Raw genomic sequence first — 23508 nt, 5'->3', positions numbered from 1 at the left:
TGTTGACTATTATGGATACTCCATTTCTTACACCCATCGAAGCACCTAAAAACGTGCTTTGGAAACTTGTTTATTTTTTCACCCGTAAACGGTTCGGGAAAGTATTGACACCTATTAAAGTAATGGCCGCCCGGCTTCCGCTCAGCTTTGGGAGTTTCTCCGGGAAAATCGCCCAACTCGATAAGAAGCTGCAATTGCCGGATGAAACGGTTATGCTTATCCGTGAACGCGTGGCACGAATCAATGTTTGCCATTTCTGCATCGATATCGGACGGGCGCAAACGATTAGGTTTGCCATGGACCAGGCAAAATTTGATGCACTGGACAGTTATCAGACCAGCGAGCTTTTCAGTGATAAGGAGCGGGCACTGCTTGATTTTGTTACCCAATTGGCGCGCGACCGAAAAATGGAACACAGCCTGTTTGCCGAACTTGCCAGACATTATGACGAGCGCTCGATCTGTGAAATCGTTTGGGTCGTCGCCACAGAGTTTTACTACAACATCGGCAATATTGGCCTCAACATCCATTCGGATATGCTTTGCGATATCGCGAAAAGAAAAGCTAACTGACTATCTTTGTGGAAATGATATGGAACTGACAGCAGAAATTATTGCACTTCGACCATACCTTTTCCATATTGCCTACAACATGCTGGGTATTGTGGCAGATGCGGAAGATGTCGTTCATGATGTCTATGAAAAATGGACTTCCGTAAAAGGGGTTAAACAGCCAAAGGCTTATCTGGGACGCATGACGGTTAACCAAAGTATTGACCGTCTTCAGGAGTTGAAAAGGCAACGGGAAAGCTACATCGGGTCGTGGCTGCCCGAGCCGTATATCACCCTCGATTTTGAAACACCTCCAACACTTGAATACGGACTGCTTTTCCTGCTTGAGCGCCTCAACCCGGTTGAACGTGCGGTATTTATCCTGCGCGAAAGTTTCTCCGAGGAATACCATTATATCGCGGAGCTGATAGGTACGTCAGTGGAAAATTGCAGGCAGTTGTTGCACCGTGCGCATAAGAAACTTAGCCGGAAGCGATTCAAACCCGTTGATCCATCAAAGCATCGCTCGCTGCTCGATGCGTTCCTTTTTTCATTGCAGTGTGAAGACCGTACGCAACTGGAAGCAGTGCTCCGCAGTGATGTCGAATTTTTCAGTGATGGGGGGGGCAAACGAGAAGCCGCGCGCAAACCGCTTCTCGGCCGGGATAAGGTGCTGAAATTTCTTTTTGGGGTTATGCAACTTCCGGAAAATAAATTTAACGACTTCGAATATCGGGCCGCCTTCGTGAATGGCAGGCCGGCGATACTTTTTATTCACCGTTTAACAGGCGAACTCGATTCGGTGTTATGCGTTGAAACAGCGGAAACGGAAATTATCCGCCTGTTATATGTTCGCAACCCTGATAAGCTCCAGATCAGGCAATCAAATACGGCCTTCTGAATACCGATAACGGGGCCGTTAACTGGTGAGGTTTATGTTGATAGCTAAGGTTCCAGCTCTTTGATCCGTTGCTGTACGTATTGGCGATATTGATTTTCTTCTATCGGCGGGTTTTGCTTGAGGTACAACCGATAATACCGAAGGGCATTGTGGCGATTGTTTAATTTATGATCATAAATAACGGCGAGGCTATAATAGTGGAGCGGTATGGTTTCAAACTGGAAACTGCGCAGATAACTCGATGCGGCTGCCGATGGTTGATTAGCGAGATCATGCAGGTCGGCTATGCGGCCATAATAGAAGGCCGTGTTGGGTGAGATGGCAAGCTCCAATACCTTGTCCATACAGGCCAGACCTTCTTTATATTGTTTAGTTGCCTTATAGGCCATGGCAAGGTAATAGTAATCAATTTCCCCCATTTGTTCGTAAATGGCCAGCAATCGCTCGTAAGTTGCTTGACAACTTGCAAAATCATTAGTATGAAAATATCCACGGGAAAGTAGTGACATTACCTGCTGGCTTTCGTCACCCTGTGTAACCAGTTGTTCTCCGATTGTTACCATATCGCTGTAATTCTCCAATTTTTCGGCCACCTGCAATTTGCCCAGCAGGAGCAGACCATGACCAGGATCTGTCGTCAGTGCCAACTCCAGAACGGAGTCAGCTTTGGCATATTGCTCGAAAGTTATGCACAGCTGAGCAAAATCATAGGCTATATCACTATTTGATGATTGGTGATGGTTCGCCTGTTCCAAATAAGCATAGGCCGATGGGAGGTCACCTTTCCTTCTCATCATCGCGGAAAGCGCCGTATAAGCCGTAACGTGGGCCGTGTCCAATGCAATAATCCGCTGATAATAAGTTGTCGCTGGTGCGTAAAGTCCGCGCTGTACATAAATGGTGGCTAAATTCAATAAAGTCGAAACTTGTAGGCTGTCTAATGTATACAATCGGAGATAATACGGCTCCGCTTGTGCGTAGGCGCCCGCCATTCGATAACAGTACCCCAATCGATCCAATACTGCTGGATCTGCCACGGTATCCGAGTAAAACGTCTTGAGGTATTCGGCAGCTTCCAGATATTGTTGAGTTTGGTAAAGCTTAAGCAGTTTGTCGTTGTCGGGTTGCTGTGACTGCTGCGCATACACGGTGAAACAATTGAAGCATAGGCAAAGTATACTAATTATGTAGGCGGTTCTTTTCATAACAAATCTTATTCGACATACCAAAATACTATTGTGAAATTCCGCTGGATTTCCTCCACTATTCGCCCTATAGCGTGTCAATCCTAAATTCTTTGGAATTAGCCATTACACGACTTATTCGTCGCGTAAAGACTCGACCGGATTGGCTATTGCAGCCCGTATCGCCTGAAAGCTAACGGTCACTATCGCGATGGCTACCGCCAGCGCCCCAGTAATCGCAAACACATCCCATTCAAATGATATACGGTACGCGAAATGCTGTAACCATCGATTCATGAGGTAGTAGGCAATAGGCGATGCAATGATAAAGGCAATGGCCACCAATTTTACAAATTCGGTTGAAAGTAGTCTGACAATGCCGCTTATCGTAGCACCCAACACTTTCCGGATACCTATTTCCTTGCTTCTCTGCTCGGCCATATAAGCGGCTAAACCGAAAAGGCCCAAGCACGAGATAAAAATGGTTAGTCCGGAGAAAAGTCCGGTAAGCGTAGCGATCTGTTGCTCATCATTGAAGTTTTGGGCATAGGCCTCGTCGACAAATTGATATTCGAACGGGTAGCCGGGGTTGTATTCTTTAAAAATCTTTTCCGCAATGGTAAGGTTTTCTGCAGTGCTGTTTTGCGGATTGAGTTTGATGTACGTGAAATTGAATCCCATTGGCGGACCGAAGACCATCAACGGCCATACCGGCTCATACGGTGAATCCATGATGAAATCAGCAACCACGCCGACCACTGTAAATGCTTCTTCACCGTGCCGTACTACCTCCCCGATAGGACGCTCCAATCGCATGTCCTTTACCGCAGCCTCATTCAGCAAGATAGCAGCAGAGTCTGTCGCATACGTATAAACATCAATGTCCCGTCCTTGTACGATTTGTACACCCATAGCCGCTTGGAAGTCGATGTCGGTACTTAATACCACGAAAACCTGCTTCGTGTCTGCTTCTGTACTGCCCCGCCATGAAAAGCCAAACGAACCATTGCCCCATCCGGTAATACTGCCGAGGGATTTAGTCAAAGCAATGGCCGCTCTTTCATCGAGTAGCCGTTGTCGAATGATATTGTAGTTTTCGGATATCTTTCCAGTGAGGGTAACACGGATTAAGTTATTTCGATCGTAACCAGTATCCCGTGCCTGCCCATAAGCAATTTGATTTCGGATAATCAGGGTACAGGCAATCAGCAGAATGGAAAAGGTAAACTGGCATACCACCAGGATTTTGCGCGGCGAAAACGTATGTTGAGTGGCATACTGGCTACCTTTGAGGGTATGGATAGGACGGAAGGAAGATAGAAAAAATGCTGGGTAGCTACCGGCAAGGATACCGGTGAACAGGATAACGCCGAACGTCAGCAACCAAAAATGTGGGTTATCGGTCTCTAACGAAAGCTCCTTTTGTACCAACGTGTTAAATGCAGGTAGGCTGATTACCAGTATAAGGTAAGCTAATATTCCCGCTATAATGGTCAACAAGATAGATTCTCCTAGAAATTGGCCGACTAATGTATGTTTACGGCTTCCCATGACCTTCCTAATGCCTACTTCCTTCGCTCGTTTCTCGCTTCTGGCCGTACTCAGGTTCATAAAATTAATACAGGCAATCAGCAAAATGAATCCTGCAATGGCAATAAAAAGCTGAACCATGCGAAGTTGTTGGCCACCGATCAATTCGCCATTGACAGGCTCTGCATAAAGGTGCCATTTTTCAGCGGGGTGTAGTACGATTTCGCGATCGGCGGCCAATGCTATATCTTCACCGGCATACGTTTTATAAATGGAATTGATTTTAGTATTGACGGCCAAGATATCCGCATTTTTATCTAATAGTACAAATGTAGTAGCAGGGCCTCTGGCCCATGAATCTTTGGGGAGCCATAACCCCAGTTTTTCCAGGTAAGACCATGGAAGTAAATATTCGACGTTCCTGAAATGACTGTTATCCGGCAGATCCTTAATAACATGGGTTACGGTGAAATTATCCGAATTGTTTACGGTAATTATTTTTCCGATTGCGTCTTTCCTGCCGAATAGCTTTTTGGCTAGTGATTGAGTAATAACGATGCCACTGACGGAATGCAGGGCACTTCCCTTGTTTCCATGTATGAACTCAAAATCAAACAGGGAGAAAAAACCGCTATCTGCATACGCGCCATCAGGGCTAAAAGAATGATCAGTTATACTGAGCAACAAGTTTCCCTTTGTATATCGGGACGTGCGTTCCACTTCAGGATAGTCTTTTTTCAATGCCGGCCCCAAAGGGTTTGTCGTCCTATCCCACATGATCGTAAGACCATCAAAGCTATCTCGGTTATAAGCTTTATAAAGCCGATCGGTATTGGCATAAAACCGATCAAATGTATATTCGCTATGCACCCATAGGAGAATAAGTGCTGCTGAGGCCATGCCGATGGCCAGCCCCAATACATTGAGTATCGTGAATGATTTAGTACGCCAAAGGTTACGAATAGCGATTTTGAAATAGTTCTTCAACATATCTTTAGGCTTCAGCTATTGGTTAATAACTTATCCCAGTTATTACGCCAAGTTAGTAAGTTATTTTGAATCAGTGGGTTATTTTTTATTGCTTTGGCGAAAGTGTTCGATATTGAACAGATATTGTTCGGATGCGAACAAAGGAATTTGTATTTTTTGTGCAAACAAGGTTACAGGCCGAGTGATGAAATACTGTTGGGCGGACGGAATTACCTTATCAGGGAAATTCATTTCCTTGTATTTTACTTAGTTTTTATTAACATTAACTTAACTTATTGGAAATTATCTGATAACAATAAATTTACATTTTTGCAATACGAATAAGTAGATAGTAGCTTCTATGGATTACATGTTGTTTATCGTTGCGGTACTACTTGTGTTGGCTATCGCAGATTTGATTGTGGGTGTCAGTAATGATGCCGTTAATTTCCTGAATTCAGCAATCGGCAGTAAGGTCACTACCTACAGGAATATTATCCTCATCGCCTCGGCGGGTATTCTGATCGGATGTTTTTTTTCCAGCGGAATGATGGAAATTGCCCGGAAAGGGATTTTCCAGCCTCAACATTTTACATTCGACAAGGTTATGTGGATTTTCCTGGCTGTCATGTTGGCTGATATCGTACTGCTCGATATTTTCAATTCGCTTGGTCTGCCCACGTCAACAACGGTTTCCATTGTCTTCGAATTACTAGGCGCATCCATGATCATGGGCTTCCTGTTTGCTGCTGAAAAGGGAGAAACCATTGGTGAAGTGATGAAATACATCAACATGGACAGCACTTTTTCCATTGTCTCTGGGATTTTCCTGTCTATTCTCATCGCATTTTCAACCGGGCTTATTGTTCAATTCTTTATGCGCGCTGCGTTTACATTCCAATATGAAACGCGGATAAAAAGCTTAGGCGTATTGTTTTCTGGTGTAGGAATCGCGATTATCATTTATTTCTTGTTGATCAAAGGGCTTAAGGGAACCACATTGGCACAAGGCGAGTGGGTGGGGATGATCCTTGATAATGTAGTCTTTGTGATGTTGCTGGTGCTGGTCGTCGCGACGGGGATATGCTTTTGGCTCCAGCGGCAGTATGGGATAAATCCACTCAAAATCGTTGTGCTCGCGGGAACCTTTTCCCTAGCCATGGCGTTTGCAGGTAATGACCTCGTCAATTTCATTGGGGTGCCAATTACGGGGTTGCTGGCCTACCAAAACTGGTTAGGAAGCGGCGTGCCGGCCGATGCAATGTATCAAGATTACCTGGCCACAAGCGATGTCATCGTACCCAATTATATGCTGGGGATAGCGGGTGTGGTCATGGCGCTGACACTCTGGCTGAGTGCGAAAGCGAAAAAGGTAACCGAGACGGAAATAAACCTTGGTAAACAAGGTGATGACGGCAACGATGACCGATTCAAACCCAATAGCGTATCGCGAAGGGTGGTCAAAACTGCAATGCTGCTGGGAAATGTATTCGATGCGGTTATCCCACGGAATGTCAAAAGACGATACAACCTGAGTTTCGAACGGGATAAGCTGAGCAAAGCTACGCAGGTTGACGAGGATGCACCCGCTTTCGATTTAGTGCGGGCGGGAACCAATTTGATATTGGCCAGTATATTGATTGCTTGGGCAACATCGCAGAAACTGCCACTGTCTACCACTTATGTCACATTTATGGTAGCCATGGGGACTTCACTGGCCGATAGGGCTTGGGGGCGCGAATCGGCAGTGTATCGGGTCACCGGTGTGCTCAGCGTAATAGGTGGGTGGTTTATCACTGCGTTGATTGCGTTTTCGGTAGCGGGTTTTTTCGTATTTGTGATCTTTCAGGGAGTGTTGGCAACCGGGCTATTGATGGGGGTAGTGCTCGTTTACATCATTGTGTCCAACATAAAATTCGCTAATCGAGAGCAGAAATCGAAAATCGAAAGAAGCAGACTTAGTTTGCTGGAAGAGCCAGACCTCGACGTATACATCCGCAGCAAGAACATGCTGGTGACGATGATCATTGAAATCTCTGGGCATTACAGTACGGTGCTGAACGGGATACGGGCGGGTGATGTGTCGGCCATCCGGAAGACCGATAGGGAACTGATGGACCTGATCAAATACTCGTACAAGCTGAAGCGTAACAGCCTGCGGGCTATCCGGAAGCTAGGTGCTGCAGACCGCCGATCAGCCGAAGTCATCGTGCATGGTGCCGACCTCATACAGGATATGCTCCAGTCGGCAAAATTCATGAGTGCGGAAAGCGTACAGTATATCGAAAACCTGCATGCCCCGCTTGCCGATGGTTTTATTGTTACTTTGGAGGGACTGGGAGATAAGATGGATAAATTTTTCCGGCTGGCGATAAATGAGCTCAACGAAGAAGATGGGCCCGATTTACCCCTGCTTCGCCAAAGCAGGAATGAAATCCGGGAATTCATCAATATCAATTTCGGGAATGAGTTGGATATTATCCGTCGCAAAGATATCGGCAGTAAGCAGGCACTGCTTCAGACCAGTATTTTCCTTCAGAGCCGGGATATCCAGGCTGTACTTTTCAGAATATGTAAGATTTACGACAAGTTTGAGAACTAAACATACTCGCTATTAAAATTGTTCTGATTTGGGTAGTACTGAGCGAAGGTAACGCCTCGTCTTTGCCAAATCAAGATCAAAAAATAAGCTCCTTTACGGCAGGAATGTAATTGCGGCCAACGTTGATTTCAATGGCGTTCGGCAGCGATACAAAAAGTTTACTGATATCGCGATACAACTCCTGTATGTGATCGATGTTAATGATATAAGAACGATGAATCCGGATAAAGCATTGCGGATTCAACTTACGTTCGAGCTGACCGATGCCGGTGGTACTCAGGTAGGATTCTCCGTTTAGCATATGAATCCAGGTATAATCTTTATCAGCTTTCAGGTGCGTAATCTTGTTGACAGGTATACTGGTTAACCGCTGTCCTTTTTCTGCCAGGATCCGTACCGGATAACTAATTTGTGGTTCGCTCGCAGTACTTTTTTTGTGGGCAGCTCCCCGCCAATGATCAAAACGTTGCAGGGCGAGCTTTACACGCTCAGCTGTCAATGGTTTGATGAGGTAGTCAATTGCCTGATGTTCGAATGCTTTCGCTGCATCTTGGGTAGATGTGGATGTAAAGATCACGGATGGTTGGTATTCGGCGGAGTCCATGACCGCAAAGCCGCTTTTCCCAGGAAGTTGCACCGCGATAAATACCAGGTCCGGCTGTAAGGCGTTGATGTACTTTTCGGCTTCCAGGCCATTGCAGCATTCCCAGAATACAAACGGATAGGGCTGGTGCTTGATGTATTCCCGCAGCCACAGCCTAACGGAAGGATCGCTATCCACAATCAATATGGTCTGTTTTCCCATTGTATTTATTCGTTATAATGGTTGTACAAAGTTATCCGCTGCGACCACGCCTTAAACTGACATATGTCAGAAATTGCGCCGGTTCACTTTTTTTTGTATTTTAGTGCTGTACTAGACTGATAATAAACTATTTATTGATGATACCGCGGAAACATTTTGAAAATGTCTGCCACATTGCGCAACAGTATGGAATACTATTCACGCCTGATGAGTTCAAATTCATCAGCTCCCATACGCAGCACCGGGTTTTGCCACCGCACACCGTTATTATGGAGCAGGGCAAAGCGGTTAATACGCTGTACTTCCTGAACAGCGGTATTGCACGCTTATACCGGATGGAAAAGGGCGTTGATCACACATTGGGTATTGTGTCCACAAATCACTTTTTGTCTACGCCGCTATACCTCCAGAGCGGACAGTTATCCACCTGCGCGTTGGAGTCGCTGACTGAAATCGATGTCTTGGTATGGGATAAGGAGCGCGCCCTGTTATTAAAACAAGCGATACCCAGGATGTATGACATGGATTTGGCCATCATGGATCGGCTGTTGACCTGGTTGCAGGACAACCAGATTGATGCGATATGTATGACGGCAGAAGAACGGTATAAAAAAATAATGGACACCCAGCCGGAGGTCATTCAGCAGGTACCCCTGAAATATATTGCTTCATTTTTGGCGATTCACCAGGACAGCCTAAGCCGGATCAGGAAGACGCTTGGCCAGAAATAGCTGTTGAGTCCGATGCCATCCACTGGCAGCTCTCTGACACCGGATCCTTTTCCGTTGCTTGCTTTTTGATAAACGATTTATGGAGTCGATGAAGCCACAAAGACACTGACAAGTGGAACCGGAGCTTCATCGAAGCTATAATGCGTTCATGCCGTTATATTGCTGTTTATCGAAACGGGAGGCGCTCGTTGACCGGAGCAGCTAGCTTTGTGACTATTAATTTTAATGTCATGAAGCATCTATCAGTGAACAAAGTGGTAATTGCCGCAATGGTGGCCGTACTTTTCGGCGCTGTGCCGACAGCGGTGCAGGCGCAGTCTATTCTTCGCAAAATCAAAGATCGGGCGGCACAGGCTGCTACGCAGAAAGTATTGAACGAAACTGAAAAGGCGGTCTCCAAAGGAGTCGATAAGGCCATCGAATCGGCAACGGAAGGTGGGAAAACCGAGGAGCCGGATGGCCAGCCCGCGGCAGGTGAGCGTGCGGTATCCGGAAATGACACGACCGATAACCCAACGACAGCTATCCAAGCATTCAGCAAGTATGATTTTGTTCCGGGCGACTCGGTATTGTACGCTAACGACTTTTCCGGAGAGGCCATCGGCGAGCTGCCGACCGGATGGAATAGCAACGGTAGCTCGGTGATTGTCAGCCTGGGTGGGATTCCCGGCCAATGGTTGCGCATGGCGCAGCGCACGGTTGTCTTAACAGATAACGAAAAACCTTTCGGTCCTGACTTTACAGTGGAATTCGACATGGTACTGCAGTACGATTTCAAAGGCTGGCTGCCACCGTCGTTTCAGTTTGGGCTGCTGGCTTCAGGTAGCGAGTCCGCGACTTCCAACAAACTTTTGTCCGACCCGAAGGGTGATAAATCTTTTTATATGGAAGTCTCCCCGCTTGCCGATGCCGGAAATGTCGTGCTCGAGAGTTACGAGAAATATAGCCGGTATTTCAATAGTCCGCCCACCAGGAATCAATCGGTGCGCCAATGGTACGGGAAAGTATCACACGTCGCCATCCAGGGACAGAAGGAGCGGCTGCGCATCTGGGTGGACGGCGAAAAATTATATGATGTACCAAAAGGCATCCCCAAAGCAGGTGAGTTTAACCAATTGTATTTCCAGCTGGGTAGCAGTCCCTACAATGACGAGCAGATCGGCGTGTATTTCGGCAATATCAAAATTTCCAGAGGGTTGCCCGATACCCGGCATAAACTGGTGGAGGAAGGTAAATTCAGCACGACAGGCATTTTGTTTGATACCGGTTCGGCGGCGGTTAAACCGGAATCTGCCGGTGTACTGAAAGCCATTGCAGCCGTACTCACCCAGCACGCGGATATCCGTGTCCGCATTATTGGCCACACAGACGCAGTGGGCGATGATAAAGCCAATCTTGAACTCAGCGAACACCGTGCCGCCGCCGTGCGCGAAATGCTGCAGACCGAATACCGGATCGATGGCAACAGGTTGGAAACAGGCGGCAAGGGCGAAGCTGAGCCGGTAGCCGATAACCAAACCGCAGCGGGCCGGGTACAAAACAGAAGAGTGGAATTTATTAAATTATAACAACAATGAATAAATGGATGTATTACACCACGATGATTTGGCTATTGGTAGGTTGTGGTAAAGGCGAAGGTCCGGGCATGCCCGATCCGCTGGAAGAAGGAAACGACTGGGATATTGTCATCCCTTCATCGAAAGATCAGCCTGGTTTAGGGGATACAGGAGGCATCCCTTCAGGCATACCCTGGGAGCTGCCCCAGGGAATTGAAGTGGTGGCTCGACCGGATAAGCCATTCGATCCGGACCTGGGATTGCTATACGGAAGCCTGAATACGTTTTATGCCGACGTGAGCTTTGTCAATAACTTAAACGTAACGGTCACCGTCGAAGTGCCGGGTGGTTTGATTTGCCTGTTTAAGCATGAAGGGCGCACACAGAATGGTATCCTAACATCTGCCGTACGCATTCAGGTGCCACCTACTTATGTGGATATCAGTACGCCCGCGGACACGACTACCGTATACCTTGGCCTGGGTTGTCTTAACTATTCCATGGCATTCCCTTGGGAGGAAAACCAGCAGTGGGATACGCAGGACTATCCCATTGGCAAAGACATGTACGGACTGGGAATGGTTACAACCGACCCGAACGTCCGCAAACTGCTGGATTTGCTGAAAGATTATCCCAAGCTACGGCTCACACAGCACTATAATCCGCAGGAAATGTTCGACGAAGACTATAAAACACCGGAGTGGCGGATCATTTATACCCTGATCCAAAGTGCCCTATGGGAAATTACCGATGGGCCGGGATTGACACGAAAGGACTATCGGGAGTTGGTGGAAGCATTGCAACCGTATCGGTAATGCCATCAGCGCGCTTAATAAGCAGCGGCACAGCAGCGTATCGCATTTGGCATCCTGTGTCGGCGCTCATTACATCAGCGTCGCGATGCGTCTGCTCCCCGTATTGAAAGAAGCCGATACCCCGAAGCGGAAACCGGCCTTCGCATCAAGGTAAGGGTTACCCGCTACCCAGCCATTGGTCTTTCCTTCAGCTACTGCAACAATGCGCCAGATGTTATCCAGCGCATAGGAGCCCTGCACACGAAACAGGCCGCCGGGCCGGGCTTTGCGGTCATAAAAGCCGTTGGGTTGCAACCATAATAGCACTGCCGGCTGCAATAAAAGAGGTTTCTGTCCATTGATACGGACCACATAAGGGCTCCGTTCCACTTCAACACCCGGCAGCAACCGGTATTTGTTACGATACCCATGCAGACTGACTAGGTATTGCTTTTCGCGGTGGTCAATGAAAAAATCCGCCGTTAGGTCGTATCCAAAAGAATTGAGGTAATGCCTTACGGCCACGTTGAATGCCGTTTGGTCATTCAGCCGGATGCGGTTGACTCCGATCATGAACGGTGAAAGGAAGTTGAGATATTGCATCCTGCCCATCCGTTCCAGGTAGCGATACTCTTCGTCGGTCAGTGACGTGGTCTTGATCGCCCGGTCTATCCCCACACCGCTCGGATGCCTGCCGCGGGCTTCGTAAGGCTCATCCGGACGGTGCAGATCGTATACCCATGGGGTAAAGTCCCAGCCCACGAAATCACGGTCGGCCACGGCCAGCCCATGCGCATTCATACTGTCGATGCTGGCATTATAGTCTTTTTGTTTGAATTGGTTCACATAGTTGATCGCATGCTTGGTGAGCAGGATGTTCAACGCAATATTGGCATACTTGGATCCACTGAAAAAGTTGTCCTTCTGCAGTCCCCGCAATAACAGGAATTCGCTTTCAATACCGGCGGCAAAGCTACGGACCAGCGCCTGGGGAACCTCCTTTTTCAGTCGGATGAGGTCTTCGTCCTTTACGCGGCTCACCGACCCGTTGGCAAATCCGCCATTGAAGCGGTTATACGTTTCGTCATAAGACGATATGCCTTTGATGGTTAATCCGGCTCGGTGGAATTCCTCGTGCATCCATTGTGCGGAGAGTACAATACCGTAGTAGGTAAATACATAATCAACCAGACCGGAAGTGACGTTAGCGGCAATACGGTTATACACGTGCCTTCGTTTGCTGTCCGGACGGATGATACCCTGCCAGAGTTTATTGTTAAAGTGGTAGTTAACGCGGTGTAGGTTCTGTGTCACTGCCAGTGCCTGCTGCATCGAATAACTGTCAAACAATTCTCCCGCGCGTGCCGCATCTCGCTGGAATGGCAGGTCGAGTATAGGCAGGTCGATTTGCAGTGGATACACGGTCGTACTATCCTGTTCCGCTGGTTTAGCTAATGTGGCCTCGGTACTAATCGTCAGCATACACAGTACTATTGCGATGGTAAAAAGGCGCATATCAGTCAATTCCAAGTAGTAAAAGAATATGGGCTTCCAGAACCGGCATATCCAGTATGTATGCCGGAGAACGTAGACACTGACCTGTGTGGATACAGGGGCATGGGGGTGGTACTTCAGCCTGCTCAGTACCTGCCAGGGCGGGTAGCTCAACCGTTTCCCCGTAGGTTGAGGTTTGCATAATTTGATGACACATCATTTCGATTTTTTTCACAAAGAAAGCCATTCCCCCAGGGTCGTGGTTTGTGAATCGATAAGATACGTTTAGGGTCGACAAGCAGCTGGGAAAGCCGATAAAAAGGGATGTCAATCGAAGAGGGAAAGCTGTTCAACAGCCTTCCCCAACGAATCGGTCCCGGAAACAGGACCTTGCTATTGCATAATTTATTCGTCGCGTAAAGACTCAACCGGATTCGCTACCGCCGCTTTGATCGATTCGTAGCTTACCGTTAGCAGAGCGATCGCTACGGCGATCGTGGCCGCCAGTAGAAATACCGGCCATCCAATGTCTATCCGATAGGCGAAGCTGATTAACCAGCTATTCATCATGTACCACGCAACCGGAATAGCGATAACGATGGCAATCATCACCAGGCCAACAAAATTCCGCGACAACAGTTGGACTACACTGCCCACCGAAGCACCCAGCACTTTACGGATACCGATTTCCTTAACCCGTTGTTCAGCGATAAAGGCCGACAGCCCGTACAACCCCAGGCAGGAGATAAAGATAGCCAGGCCGGCGAACAAGTTGAACAGACTGCCAAGCCGCTGCTCTCCCCGGTAAAGATTCTCCAGGTCCTGATCGAGGAAGTGATACGAAAAGGGATATGTAGGATCCAGCTTGGTATGGATGTTTTCCAGTGCCTTGATAGTGGCCTCTGTAGCACCTGGTTTTGTGCGTACGACTGCTTTGCCGTCCCACGGCCACCGGTTGAATTCCATAATAATCGGCTCAACCGCCTGCTGGATGGGTTTAAAGTTAAAATCCTTCGTTACGCCGACGATCATGCCCTGCTGGCCCCAAACAGTCAGCGGCTTGCCGACGGCTGTTTCTGCATCCAGTCCCATGATGCTTGCCAGCTTTTCATTAATGATAAAATTGCTTGAATCACCGCTGAATTCCCGAGAGAAGGCCCGCCCGGCCGCCATCTCCACCTGGAAAACATCCACAAAGTTTTCATCGATATCTAATGTGGGGATGACGATGGAAGACTCGGGGTCCCTGCCTTCCCATTGTACGTCCATGATGCCCGTCGTCAGGTTGGTAGGCACATCGTCAATGATGGTAAAATCCGCCGTTAGCGACAGTCGGCTTAATTCGTTCCGATAGGCATCGGGCTTGCTGGCTAAATCCCCCTTAATTGGTACATATACCAGGTTTGACTTTTCAAATCCGACATTCCGTTTTTTGATATATTCCAGTTGATTATAGACCACGATGGTACCCACAATTAATACAATAGACACAACAAATTGCAATACAACCAGTACATTTCTAAAAAGTAAATTAGCGCTTCCGCCGAGCCTGAGCTTCCCTTTCAGTACCTTGATGGGCTGAAATCCGGATAGGAACAGCGCCGGATAACTGCCGGCAACCAGTCCGGTCGCCAGCGCAATGCCGATTAGCAGGAACCATAGTTTTCCGTCAAAACTGATTTCCAGTTCCTTTCCCGCCAATTGATTGAACAGCGGAAGCGTCAGCCAAACCAGGGTGATGGCGATCAGCAGGGAGCAGCACGCAATCACAATGGCTTCGCCAAGGAACTGGGTAATCAGCTGCCAGCGTGCTGCGCCCACCACCTTTCGCAATCCCACTTCCCGGGCCCGTCTTGCAGAACGCGCCGTAGACAGGTTCATAAAGTTGATGCAGGCGATGGCCAGGATAAAGATGGCAACCACGAAGAGAATATTTACATACTGGACATTGCCATTGCCGGGCAATTCTACCTGAAGGTGAGAGTGGAGGTGGATGTCTGTGATGGGCTGTAACCTGAAGGTTATTTTCGTCGGGCTTGCATTCGCTTTGTAGATGGCATTTATCTGCGCTTCAAACTGTTTCAGATTGGCAGCTGAAGGATGGAAACTTTCATCCAATAGCAGATAGGAATAGAAATTAAAGTTACCCCACGCATTGTTGATTAGGTCATTATGCGTGTGGGCGATTGCGGCCATCGGCATAATATAATCAAATTGGAGGTGCGAGTTGGAAGGCAGGTTTTTCAGTACACCGGTTACCGTAACCCATTCGCTGTTATTTTTCCGCAGTGTTTTGCCAATCGGATCGGCGTTCCCAAAATACTTTTTGGCCATATCTTCCGTGATCAGGATGGCATCAGGTCGCTGAAGTACGGTATTGGCACTGCCTGCGGCTAACGGAAAGGAAAACACGTCAAAAAATGTGGAATCCACATAAAAACCATTTTTTTCCTCAAACCTGCTGTCGTTGTATTCAAAGACATTGGTAGAAGGATGGCTGAGCCGGACAGTATTCTTGATAAATGGGATTTCAGCCTGCAGTCCCGCAGGCATGGCTGCTGGATTTACCGCCGCCTGGAAATCTTCACTGGCTATCGATGCGATCCGGTACAGCTGACCGGCATGTGCATGAAAGCGGTCGTAGCTTTTCTCATGCTGTACCCATAATAGTATCAAAATGCTGGCCGCCATGCCAATAGACAGCCCGGCAATATTCAGTAGCGAGAACGACTTATGCCGTCTTAGATTCCGAAGTGCGGTTTTTAGGTAGTTTTTTATCATTTTATTTCGTGTTCATTGGCCGGTGGTCAGTAACCTACCGTGCTATTGCAAACCGTTAATTACAGCTATTTTTACGCTATTATCCTGGTGCTACGTCGTTTCTACTTATTCAATCATCACCTGTTTTCACTACTGATCACAGATCACCGTTCGCCGACCCCGTATCTCCGGTCACTCATCCCCCAATGCATTTATCCCCAAACCCTTCGGGATCTTGCTGTTGCGCAGCTTATTCGTTGCGCAAAGACTTGACTGGGTTAGCTACCGCCGCTTTTATCGCCTGGAAACTTACTGTCACCAGCGTGATAGCCAGCGCAGCAGCAGCGGCTACCGCAAATACGGTCCAGCTGATTGTGACCCGGTAATCATAACCTGCAAGCCAACTATGCAGGTAGTAATAAGCAATCGGGGTAGCGATCATGCAGGCCACAATGACGAGCACCACAAATTCTTTTGAAAGCAACCCCCAAAGATTCGCAATGCTGGCGCCTAATACTTTGCGGATGCCAACTTCTTTGGTCCGTTGTTCCGCCACAAAGCTTGCCATGCCAAACAATCCCAGGCAGGAAATGAAAATGGCAAGAACGGCGAAATAAGAAGAAAGCTTCCCGATCCGTTCTTCCGCCATGAACTTGTTTCCGAATTCCTGATCTACAAATTGGTAATCAAACGGCACGGTGGGTGTGTATTTTTTCCAGATCTTTTCTATTGCGCGTATTGACTGGGAGGTACTTTGGTCAGGGTTCAGTCTTACCACTAGGTTTGACAGGTTGCCGGAGGCACCCAGGTGGTATACCGTAGGCCGGACCGGAAAAAAAGGCGATTCCTGCAGGATGTCCTTTACTACGCCAATTATGGTATAAACACCGTCGTCCCACCGAAGTGTTTTTCCCACGGGCTCATCAAATCCGATAATTTTGGCGGCCGATTCATTGATGACGAATGCCAGCGAATCCGTAGCAAAATCCCGTGAGAAATCCCGACCGGCCTTAACTTCCCACTCCACGGTTTTACCAAAGTCATAGGATACGGAGTTGTTTGGAAAATCGACCGCTAAATTCGGGTCCTTGCCTTCCCATTCAAAGCCGCCATTGGTATTCCAGACGCTCGTTAAGGGACTGAAACTTCCTGCCATTTCCGTGATTGCCCCTGCGTTTTTCAGCTCTGTCCTTACCACATCGAAGTGATCTTTTATTTCATCCTGTAGATTCAGGTTTAATAAGCCGGTCCGGGTATACCCGACGGGCCGGCCTTTGCCGTATTGGATCTGTTGGTAAACGATGACTGTCCCAATGATTAGCATGACAGATACCGCGAATTGCACGACGACCAGCACTTTTCGGGGCGCTGTGGCAAACCTGCCCACGCGGAACGTTCCTTTCAGCACTTTCAATGGCTGGAAAGAGGAAAGATACAGCGCAGGGTAACTGCCCGCCAGCAACCCGGTAATCAAAATGAAGGTCAGGTTGGCCGACCAGAACAACGGACTTAACCAGGGGATGGCCATATGCTTACCCGCCACATCATTAAACAAGGGTAGAAATAGCAGCGCAAGGAGCAGAGACAGCACGAAGGCAAGTGATACAACTAGGTAAGATTCCGCAAAAAACTGGAATACTAATTGACTGCGATAGGAGCCTACCGTTTTTCGGATGCCCACTTCTTTCGCCCGTTTTTCACTCCGGGCAGTTGCCAGGTTCATGAAATTAATACAGGCCAGCAACAGCACAAACACACCGATGATGCCGAACAGCCGGACATTTCTGATGTTTCCGCCGGTATTCACGCCGTTCTTGAATTCGCTGTACAGATTCCATTTTTGCATCGGGTGAAGGAACACTACCCATTGGTATTTTTTAGCTCCTTCGTTGACATTATCAAGTTTGACGTTTTTAATTTTCGCAGACACCTCTTCCATACTTGCCTGGTCCGCGATTTGCACAAAAGTTTGGCTGAAATTGCTTCCCCAGGGATTGTTCATGTTTTTACCCCAGGGGTTCTGAATATACCACAATTCCCACGGCATGATAATTTTCAAGTTGCGGAACGATGTGTTGTCCGGCAGGTCTTCATAAACCCCGGTAACCTTTACTTCAAAATGCCTGTCAAGCGTAATGGTTTTATTCATCGGGTCTTCCTTACCGAACATCGATTCGGCTGCGGAGGCGGAAAGCATAATGGAGTGCGGATCTGTTAAACCAGCCCGTGTACCTTCCAGCATGTTAAGCGTAAGCATTTCCGGACCGTCCGGTTCAAAGTATATCCCGTCTTGAGTCAGGTGCTTATCGCCGACGGAAAGCAAATGGCTGCCCGGCCATGAAGCCTGGACGACATACTTGAAATCACTCCCGTATTTAGTGCGCAGCTCGGGTCCCATTACTCCCGGATTGGATGTCTGTGACTGCACAGTGCCGTTGAAGTTAGCATGCTGCATCACCTGCGCAATGTGGGCATAATTTTTATGGTACTGATCAAATGTCAGCTCATCATGTACCCAAAGGCCAATGAGCAGGGCCACTGCCATACCCACAGCAAGACCGCCGATATTAATGGCGCTGTATCCTTTGCTTTTCACCAGGTTCCGCCAAGCGATTTTGAAATAGTTTTTTATCATTTTATTTCGTGTTCGGTGGTTAACGACCAGTAGTCAGCAACCCGTGTGTTATTGTAACTCATTATTGCAACAATGCCCGATCATTCGTCGCGTAACGACTTGACCGGATTCGCTACGGCTGCCCTTACGGCCTGGTAACTTACCGTCAGCAATGCAATCAGCACTGCCGCCGACCCTGCCAGGACAAATACCCACCACCGGATCTCAATGCGGTAAGCAAAATCCTGCAACCATTGGTTCATCGCCCACCAGGCAATTGGCGAGGCGATGACCAAGGCAAACAACACAAGTCGTATAAAATCTTTTGACAGGAGCTGTACGATGCCCGTAACCGATGCACCGAGCACCTTGCGGATACCAATTTCCTTCGTACGCTGCTCGGTGGTAAAGGCAGCGAGGCCAAACAACCCTAAGCAGGCAATCATAATGGCCAATACGGCAAAACATGTGAAAATCGTTCCCGTGCGTTGCACACCCTCATACATGGCGGCATAGCTTTCGTCGAGGAAGGTAAACCGGATAGCCTGGTTAGGTGAAAATTCTTTCCACAATGCGGAAATACCCGCAACTGATTCAGCCATGTGTTGCCCATTCAACTTCACTGCCATCATCGTGGGACTATTACCCAGCGCGAGGACAACCCCACCCACTTCATCACGCATGGATTCAAAATTAAAATCCTCCACCACACCGATAACCAGCATATTTTTCCCGCCGTTGGTGATGCGTTTACCAACCGGGTTTTCCAGGTTGAGTAATTTGGCCATCCGTTGGTTAATGATTGCCGCGTCGGCATCAGCGGCTCTATTTTTGTCAAAGTTGCGCCCGTCAATCAGCTGGATGCCCAGCGTCGGCAAATAATCATCATCTACCTCCCAGAACTGTCCCTGGGCGGCAACATCCTCATTGATTCTCCCTTCATTCCAAATCGGGTTGCCGTTGCGTTTTACACCACCCATCTGTACAGGCAGGTAATCGCCCACCGTAACATGCTGTACTTCCGGAAGCTTTTCCAGCTCGTCTTTCAGCGTCTGTAGCTGGTCACCGAGCGTGTGGGTGCCTTGAATCACCATCACCTGATCTTTGTCAAACCCGATTTTTTTGTTCAGGATAAACTGCATCTGATTATTAATGATCAGTGTTCCCACAATCAGAATGATGGAAGTCGTGAATTGAAACACCACCAGCCCATTGCGCAGCAGTGGATTTTTAGCGCCCCGGCTCAATTGACCTTTCAACACCTGCACCGGCTTAAATCCCGAGAGGTAAAAAGCCGGGTAAAGTCCTGAAAGCAGCCCAATAATGATCACGGATAGCCCAATGATGGGAGCCAGCCACAGGTTGTCCCAAGGGAATACCAGCTGTTTGTTGGCCAGCTGATTGAAAAGCGGCAAGGACAGCCACGCCAGCAGGACGCCCAGTGCAATGGAAAGCAGGCTATATAATGTAGATTCGGTCAGGAATTGCCGGATGAGCCCGCTGCGGTACGACCCGACTACTTTCCGCAAACCGATTTCCTTGGCACGGCTGGCTGATTTGGCGGTAGACAAATTAATGAAATTGACGCAGGCAATCAGCAGAATAAATCCGGCAACACCTCCAAACAACCACACAAAGCGGATGTCGCCACTGTTCCTTGTAGTTACATCGTAATCCGCAATCTCATGCGAATGCAAATGAATATCCGATACGGGCTGGAATATGAGTTTTGCTGATTTTACCCGGGCTATAGCTACCTGCATTCCGGCTCCCTGGAGGGCGGGAATATAATAGGTATCCATGACACTCGAAACCATTTTTTTTGCCAGTTGATTCAAGTCTGTTCCGGATTTTACCTTAAAGTATGTCACGTAATTGGTGGCCAGCCAATTCGTCTGTTCTCCCGGGTAAAACGGTTCTCCGGCCAGTGAAAGGAAAAAATCAAAACCATAAAGGTGTGAATTGCTAGGAATATCTTCCAGCACACCCTTAATGGTGTACGGTTTTTCCTTGTTGTCGTTCAGGTAGATGACCTTACCGACAGGGTTTCCATCCGGAAAATATTTACCTGCCTTAGTCGCGGTCAATACCACTGTATTGGGCTCATCCAAGGCATGTTGCGGATCGCCCTGAATCATGGGGAGCTGAAGGGCATTTAGCAATTCCTGGTCGGCATATACAATTCCGTCTTCATGCAGGCTTTCCGGATTGTCTGCCGTGGACACCTGATTACTCCCTGCGCCAAATAATGGATTGGGTAACAGCCGTCCTGCGTGTTCAATCTCGGGGAAGTTAGCTTTCATCGTCGGCGCAAAAGGCGCCATAAATGAGGTGCCTTCTCGCGGATCGCCTTTGTCATCGTTGATGGACATGACCGCGCGGTAAAGTCGATCCGAATCGGGGTACGAGCGATCATAGCTGATTTCATGCCGGATAAATAAAGTGATTAACACGCAGGCGGCAATGCTAAAGGCAAAGCCCCCGATCTTAATAGCGGAATACAACTTGTGTTTCACGAGGTTCCGCCAGGCGATTTTTAAATAGTTCTTTATCATTGTTGTATGCTTTATACCGCTTTATAGCTTATTGCAACATCATTCATCCCTCAACGAGTCCACGGGGTTGGCCACGGCCGCCCGGATAGTTTGGAAGCTTACAGTAATTGTCACAACAACAACTGCTATCAATCCCGCAATAGCGAAAATCCACCATGCTATATTCACGCGGTAAGTATATTCAGTTAGCCACTTATTCATAGCCCACCACGCAATAGGGGAGGCAATAAGAATAGCTACAGCAATAAGTTTCATAAAATCGGATGCCAGCATCCGCACGATATGAACTACTGACGCGCCAAGCACTTTACGGATCCCAATTTCCTTCGTTTTGCGTCGGCAGATAAACGAAACCAACCCGAATATCCCCAAACAGCTGGTTATCACACTTATTACCGTGAATAAGGAGAGCATGCCAGCAAACTTGTTTTCCCCGCTGTAAAAGGTTTTTAACTCATCATCCAGGAAGCGGTATTCAAAAAAGTTGTTTGGAAAAATCGGCTTCCATTCCTCGCGGATAGCCGCTATTGCCTCACTGCGCTCTGCCGGAGCTATTCGGATCATGGCTGTAAAGAAGCGGCCATTGTAAAAATAAATATGTGGTGTAATGTCTTCTTTTAGGCTTTGGGAAATGTAGTTATCGACAACCCCGGTAACCTCATACGTGTCGCCCCACATTTCTATGCGGTTTCCGATAGCTGCCGACGCGTTTAAATGCCCCATTTCGTGTGCGGCTTTTTCATTTATCATCGCGACGGCTCTTGTGGTGTCAGCCTGATTAAAATTACGTCCCGCAATTAAAGCGATATTAAAAAAATTAAAATAATTCGTATCGACGAATTGCTGGCGAAACTGCTCCTCACCGTGAATCAGGCCTGGGTATTTAACCTGTCCCCACCACCAGTTATGAATACTTGATGGCGTAGTTAAACCGAATGTTACTTCTTTAATTGCTGGATGTTGCAAGAGGTTATTCCGTAATCGTTCCCTGAAAATATGTTCAGCGTTGGGCATATTGACGGCTATAATGCCCGTTTTATCAAATCCCAATTCTTTATCATAAAGGTAGTTTACCTGTCGGATGCCTATGATTGTACAGATTATCAACAACTGTGCGATGATAAATTGAGACACCAGCAATACTTTCCGCAGGGCAAATCCTCCTGCGCGAGGGACAAACAGCGTGGTACGGAGGAGTTTTGCAGGTGAGAAATGTGCCAGCATCCATCCGGGATATCCACCCGCTACCACACAAAGCGAAAGCGAGGTGCAGCCTATAAAAAGTATAGCACCGATATCCCAATAGTCGGCCAATGATACCTGTGTATTTAATAACTGGCCCGAGTAAGGAAGCATTGCGTTAGCCAGGAAAACGCCGACGATTAAGGATATGGACACAATCACCGCTGTTTCAACCATAAAAGAGGCGATAATCTGCCATCGGGTTCCGCCCAGTACTTTTCGTATACCTGTTTCCTTGTCACGCAACATAGCCTGTGCCATGGCAATATTGATATAATTAATACAGGCAATGAGCAATAGTAAAACTGCCGCACCTCCTAAAACATATAACAGCCATCCCGGGGTTGCATAATTGAAAATATCGGTGATGGTATCAAAATGGATTGCAGAGAAAGGTAATAAGGTAAAGCTTTTGTAATGTGTTTTGTTGTCGGCCAGATAAGATTGAATTAGTTTATTAATACCCGATTCAATATCAGTCGGATTTACGCCAGGCTTAAGTAAGACGTAACCCTGATGCCAGGAATCCCCACCATCCCAATAATCCGCATTGGCCATTTCAGGCATATATTTTGCCAGTGTTTCATGCGAAAAAATGAACCTCAGCTGAAAGTCTGAGTTCGGTGGAACTGCTTTAATAATACCTGATACAGTTACGTCAAATTTATTGTCATATCGGATGGTTTTACCCATAGCGTCACCATTAAAGAGACGGAGCGCGGTAGGCTCATCCAATACAACCTGGTAAGGCTGGGTAAGCGAAACATCCGGAGAACCTTTTACCCATTCCACATCGATCATATCAAAAAACTCCGGGTGTACAAAATAGGAGTTCTCCGCTTTGAAGTTTTGTTCACCCGCATGGATAACCGAGGGATCAAAACGATACACCGTAGCTGCCTTTTCTATTTCTGGAAACTGCTGACGAAGGGCCTTCATCAATCCTTGGGGAATATGGGAATTTAATTCACCGAAGACATCGTGCGACATCACTTTATACAGGCGGTCGGATGCATGGTGATAATGATCAAAGCTTGTCTCAAAACGGATGATACAGAAGATAACCAATGACGTAGCTATGCTTAACGATAGCCCGATCACGTTAATCATCGTATAAAACTTATTTTTTACGATGCTTCGCCACGCGGTTTTGAAATAGTTCTTTATCATTTTTTTCGTTTTCAGTGGTTGGTGGCCGATGGTAGTAACCCACCATGCCA

Annotated in this window: 14 protein-coding genes; 6 read left to right on the top strand and 8 right to left on the bottom strand. The window is 47.6% G+C overall.

From position 1 onward, the window contains the following. The first annotated feature begins 11 nt into the window (after window positions 1-11). Together NEV57_RS05555 and NEV57_RS05550 are read left to right on the top strand one after the other, a co-directional pair. The gene (locus tag NEV57_RS05555) at window positions 12-572 is read left to right on the top strand and encodes a carboxymuconolactone decarboxylase family protein (RefSeq protein ID WP_257657307.1); all 561 of its coding nucleotides are present in this window, start codon (window positions 12-14) and stop codon (window positions 570-572) included. Between the two features lie 19 nt (window positions 573-591). Further along, complete coding sequence (locus NEV57_RS05550; RefSeq protein ID WP_257657306.1) at window positions 592-1452, top strand: sigma factor-like helix-turn-helix DNA-binding protein; 861 nt, start codon at window positions 592-594, stop codon at window positions 1450-1452. 44 nt (window positions 1453-1496) lie between these two features. Here the strand turns inward: NEV57_RS05550 and NEV57_RS05545 are convergent, their stop codons facing one another. Both NEV57_RS05545 and NEV57_RS05540 read right to left on the bottom strand, forming a co-directional pair. Further along, window positions 1497-2657 (bottom strand): tetratricopeptide repeat protein, encoded by a 1161-nt coding sequence (locus NEV57_RS05545; RefSeq protein ID WP_257657305.1) that lies wholly within the window; start codon window positions 2655-2657, stop codon window positions 1497-1499. Between the two features lie 114 nt (window positions 2658-2771). Beyond that, window positions 2772-5156, bottom strand: a complete 2385-nt coding sequence (locus NEV57_RS05540; protein WP_257657304.1) for an ABC transporter permease — start codon at window positions 5154-5156, stop codon at window positions 2772-2774. A 340-nt stretch (window positions 5157-5496) separates the two neighbouring features. Here NEV57_RS05540 and NEV57_RS05535 point away from each other — a divergent pair, with 340 nt between their 5' ends. Further along, the gene (locus NEV57_RS05535; protein WP_257657303.1) at window positions 5497-7737 is read left to right on the top strand and encodes an inorganic phosphate transporter; all 2241 of its coding nucleotides are present in this window, start codon (window positions 5497-5499) and stop codon (window positions 7735-7737) included. 76 nt (window positions 7738-7813) lie between these two features. Here NEV57_RS05535 and NEV57_RS05530 read toward each other — a convergent pair whose 3' ends face one another. Next, the gene (locus tag NEV57_RS05530) at window positions 7814-8542 is read right to left on the bottom strand and encodes a LytR/AlgR family response regulator transcription factor (protein ID WP_257657302.1); all 729 of its coding nucleotides are present in this window, start codon (window positions 8540-8542) and stop codon (window positions 7814-7816) included. A gap of 137 nt (window positions 8543-8679) precedes the next feature. On the opposite strand from NEV57_RS05530, the gene NEV57_RS05525 reads away from it, so the two are divergent. From NEV57_RS05525 to NEV57_RS05515, 3 genes are all read left to right on the top strand, one after another. Beyond that, entirely contained in the window at window positions 8680-9273 is a 594-nt protein-coding gene (locus NEV57_RS05525; protein WP_257657301.1) for a Crp/Fnr family transcriptional regulator, read from the top strand. Window positions 9274-9503: 230 nt separating this feature from the next. After that, window positions 9504-10841 (top strand): OmpA family protein, encoded by a 1338-nt coding sequence (locus NEV57_RS05520; RefSeq protein WP_257657300.1) that lies wholly within the window; start codon window positions 9504-9506, stop codon window positions 10839-10841. Window positions 10842-10846: 5 nt separating this feature from the next. Further along, window positions 10847-11644 carry a hypothetical protein gene (locus NEV57_RS05515; RefSeq protein WP_257657299.1) on the top strand — a complete coding sequence of 266 codons (798 nt, stop codon included), beginning with the start codon at window positions 10847-10849 and terminating at the stop codon, window positions 11642-11644. A gap of 69 nt (window positions 11645-11713) precedes the next feature. Here NEV57_RS05515 and NEV57_RS05510 read toward each other — a convergent pair whose 3' ends face one another. From NEV57_RS05510 to NEV57_RS05490, 5 genes are all read right to left on the bottom strand, one after another. After that, complete coding sequence (locus NEV57_RS05510) at window positions 11714-13291, bottom strand: hypothetical protein (RefSeq protein ID WP_257657298.1); 1578 nt, start codon at window positions 13289-13291, stop codon at window positions 11714-11716. A 231-nt stretch (window positions 13292-13522) separates the two neighbouring features. Next, the gene (locus tag NEV57_RS05505) at window positions 13523-15898 is read right to left on the bottom strand and encodes an ABC transporter permease (protein ID WP_257657297.1); all 2376 of its coding nucleotides are present in this window, start codon (window positions 15896-15898) and stop codon (window positions 13523-13525) included. 229 nt (window positions 15899-16127) lie between these two features. Beyond that, complete coding sequence (locus NEV57_RS05500) at window positions 16128-18512, bottom strand: ABC transporter permease (protein ID WP_257657296.1); 2385 nt, start codon at window positions 18510-18512, stop codon at window positions 16128-16130. 80 nt (window positions 18513-18592) lie between these two features. After that, window positions 18593-21046, bottom strand: a complete 2454-nt coding sequence (locus NEV57_RS05495) for an ABC transporter permease (RefSeq protein ID WP_257657295.1) — start codon at window positions 21044-21046, stop codon at window positions 18593-18595. A 39-nt stretch (window positions 21047-21085) separates the two neighbouring features. Continuing rightward, window positions 21086-23458: an ABC transporter permease gene (locus NEV57_RS05490; protein WP_257657294.1), complete on the bottom strand. Its 2373-nt coding sequence runs from the start codon at window positions 23456-23458 to the stop codon at window positions 21086-21088. Window positions 23459-23508 lie beyond the last annotated feature (50 nt).

The sequence above is a fragment of the Parapedobacter lycopersici genome, from assembly GCF_024643285.1.
Classification (GTDB): domain Bacteria; phylum Bacteroidota; class Bacteroidia; order Sphingobacteriales; family Sphingobacteriaceae; genus Parapedobacter; species Parapedobacter lycopersici.
The sequence above is the reverse complement of the archived record's forward strand: the minus strand, read 5'-3'. Positions and strand labels throughout refer to the sequence as shown.

What these genes read in the sequence shown, in the direction of transcription:
- NEV57_RS05555 (WP_257657307.1), top strand. Translation starts at nt 12, where the DNA reads ATGGATACTCCATTTCTTACACCCATCGAAGCACCTAAAAACGTGCTT.
- NEV57_RS05550 (WP_257657306.1), top strand. Translation starts at nt 592, where the DNA reads ATGGAACTGACAGCAGAAATTATTGCACTTCGACCATACCTTTTCCAT.
- NEV57_RS05545 (WP_257657305.1), bottom strand. Translation starts at nt 2,657, where the DNA reads ATGAAAAGAACCGCCTACATAATTAGTATACTTTGCCTATGCTTCAAT.
- NEV57_RS05540 (WP_257657304.1), bottom strand. Translation starts at nt 5,156, where the DNA reads ATGTTGAAGAACTATTTCAAAATCGCTATTCGTAACCTTTGGCGTACT.
- NEV57_RS05535 (WP_257657303.1), top strand. Translation starts at nt 5,497, where the DNA reads ATGGATTACATGTTGTTTATCGTTGCGGTACTACTTGTGTTGGCTATC.
- NEV57_RS05530 (WP_257657302.1), bottom strand. Translation starts at nt 8,542, where the DNA reads ATGGGAAAACAGACCATATTGATTGTGGATAGCGATCCTTCCGTTAGG.
- NEV57_RS05525 (WP_257657301.1), top strand. Translation starts at nt 8,680, where the DNA reads ATGATACCGCGGAAACATTTTGAAAATGTCTGCCACATTGCGCAACAG.
- NEV57_RS05520 (WP_257657300.1), top strand. Translation starts at nt 9,504, where the DNA reads ATGAAGCATCTATCAGTGAACAAAGTGGTAATTGCCGCAATGGTGGCC.
- NEV57_RS05515 (WP_257657299.1), top strand. Translation starts at nt 10,847, where the DNA reads ATGAATAAATGGATGTATTACACCACGATGATTTGGCTATTGGTAGGT.
- NEV57_RS05505 (WP_257657297.1), bottom strand. Translation starts at nt 15,898, where the DNA reads ATGATAAAAAACTACCTAAAAACCGCACTTCGGAATCTAAGACGGCAT.
- NEV57_RS05500 (WP_257657296.1), bottom strand. Translation starts at nt 18,512, where the DNA reads ATGATAAAAAACTATTTCAAAATCGCTTGGCGGAACCTGGTGAAAAGC.
- NEV57_RS05495 (WP_257657295.1), bottom strand. Translation starts at nt 21,046, where the DNA reads ATGATAAAGAACTATTTAAAAATCGCCTGGCGGAACCTCGTGAAACAC.
- NEV57_RS05490 (WP_257657294.1), bottom strand. Translation starts at nt 23,458, where the DNA reads ATGATAAAGAACTATTTCAAAACCGCGTGGCGAAGCATCGTAAAAAAT.